The 2,185-nt window shown below is 36.1% G+C and carries 2 protein-coding genes; both read left to right on the forward strand.

Annotation, left to right across the window (positions count from 1 at the left end):
• The first annotated feature begins 635 nt into the window (after window positions 1-635).
• Window positions 636-1,556 carry a cytochrome c oxidase assembly factor CtaG gene (gene ctaG / locus J2S08_RS22270; protein ID WP_307233544.1) on the forward strand — a complete coding sequence of 307 codons (921 nt, stop codon included), beginning with the start codon at window positions 636-638 and terminating at the stop codon, window positions 1,554-1,556.
• Between the two features lie 37 nt (window positions 1,557-1,593).
• Complete coding sequence (locus tag J2S08_RS22275; protein WP_307233542.1) at window positions 1,594-2,055, forward strand: DUF420 domain-containing protein; 462 nt, start codon at window positions 1,594-1,596, stop codon at window positions 2,053-2,055.
• Window positions 2,056-2,185 lie beyond the last annotated feature (130 nt).

Consider the following 2,185-nt stretch of genomic DNA (forward strand, 5'->3'; position numbering starts at 1 on the left):
CCTGTATAGCCTCGAAAATCAAATGCTTGCTTCTTTATGGAGGTGTTCTTCCTCCGAAAAGAAACAAAATTTGACTCGAGAGGCTAGGCACTGAAGGCTGGACAAAGAAAAGCGTCAGTGCCTGTATAGCCTCGAAAATCAAATGCTTGCTTCTTTATGGAGGTGTTCTTCCTCCAAAAAGAAACAAAATTTGACTCGAGAGGCTAGGCACTGAAAGCTGGACAAAGAAAAGCGTCAGTGCCTGTAGAGGCACTGAATCTGAATGAAAAGTCAAAAGAACCAGTCCTCACGACTGGTTCTTTGACTTTTTGAAAAAGTTCAATAACTTGTCAATTGCCTACATTGAAACAGGATTCAAACATCAGGTATAATGAAGGCTAGGGATAACTGATCACTTTTGAGAGATTGTTCAAAAAGTTTTTAGAATCTATTAAGCATTCGGTGGCCGCATATACTAGTTATTTCCCTTGCTTAATTTCTGAAAGAAGGTTCTGTACTTATTCGTAAACTTTTTGAAAGATTTATTTTCATTTGTTTTCATATTGATAAAGAATGGATATATGTTTTTGCAAATGAATTTCCTGCTTGTAAAAGAGGGATTGGACCCTACGATCACTGAAAAAGAGGTGAAAGCAATGCCCATTAGTATTTTTGGTTTTCAGGCATTATGGAGTCCCTTCTTTATTGTCGCTATTTTATTTTTGATAACGATTTATTTTCTAATCACTGTAAAGTGGCGTAAAGATTTTAAGTATAGTGAACCGTTGAAACGTAAAGAAGCGACTTTTTTTATGATTGCTATGATTCTTCTTTATTTCATTAAAGGTTCACCACTTGATTTAATGGGGCATATTATGTTTTCTTTCCATATGGTGCAGATGGCCCTTCTTTATTTAGTCGTTCCACCATTATTGATTTTAGCAATACCCAATTGGCTCTGGGAAAGTTTTCTCTCATTGCCAGTAATAAAGCAAGTATTTAAATTTTTTACGAGACCAATTATTTCTGTAGTCTTGTTTAATTTAATGTTTTCTTTTTACCATATTCCACTTGTTTTTGATACAATCAAGTTAAGTCAAACTTTACACGGCACATACACGTTTGTCCTATTTATCTTTGCAATCTTTATGTGGTGGCCTTTAATCAACAAACTGCCTGGTCATCACCAATTACATGGATTAAAGAAAGTAGGGTATTTATTTGCAGACGGTGTTTTGTTGACGCCAGCATGTGCTTTAATTATCTTTGCAAATAATCCTGTTTATGCGACCTATTCAGATGCATCTATATGGCTGGAATCAATGAAGCTATGTGTGCCTGTTGGAACGCTTTCAGGATTGAATTTAAGTGGACCAGAATTATTTTCAAGTTTGCCAGTATTAGAGGATCAGCAATTGGGCGGCGTTGTGATGAAAATTATTCAAGAAATTGTTTATGGTATCGTCTTAGCAAAGATCTTCTTCCAGTGGTTTAAGAAGGAACAGCAGGATGCTGATAAAATTACAGAAGCAGCACTTTTGGAAAAAGCTGAGCTGCACCCAATTCAAAGCAAATAAATTTTTTAAAAATATAAATATCCTGAGGGGAAAAAGAATGACATTTTATCTTTTACCAACAATAAGTACAGCATTTATCGTTATCAGTGCTGTTTTAGTTGCTTTTGGTTGGCGTTTTATTAGAAAAGGGCAACTTGAAAAACATCAGAAAACAATGACTTTAGCTGGAATTTTTGCTATTTTGTTTTTTATTATTTATGCAAGCAGAACGATATTTGTAGGCAATACATCATTCGGCGGTCCCGATCACATTAAAATTTATTACACGCTATTTCTTATCTTTCACATTACTCTAGCTACTATTGGTGCTGTGCTCGGAATCATCTCATTATATACTGGGATGAAAAATAAAGTGCACACCCACCGAAAGATAGGGCCATTTACGAGTATTGTATGGTTTTGCACAGGAATTACTGGGGTAGCTGTTTACTTGCTTCTTTATGTTATTTACACTGGTGGGGAAACAACGTCTGTTATTAAAGCGATATTAGGAACATAGCGTAAAAGCGTCTGTGAAATGGCACAGGCGCTTTCTCATGTGCGACGGGCAGTCGCACCTTGTGTAGCTTTGCTACACAAATGAATTGTTAAAGGTTGGAATACGTTACCTAGGTAAAAACGATTCCCGA

Source organism: Bacillus chungangensis (genome assembly GCF_030812995.1).
GTDB classification, from domain to species: Bacteria; Bacillota; Bacilli; order Bacillales; family Bacillaceae_C; genus Bacillus_CF; species Bacillus_CF chungangensis.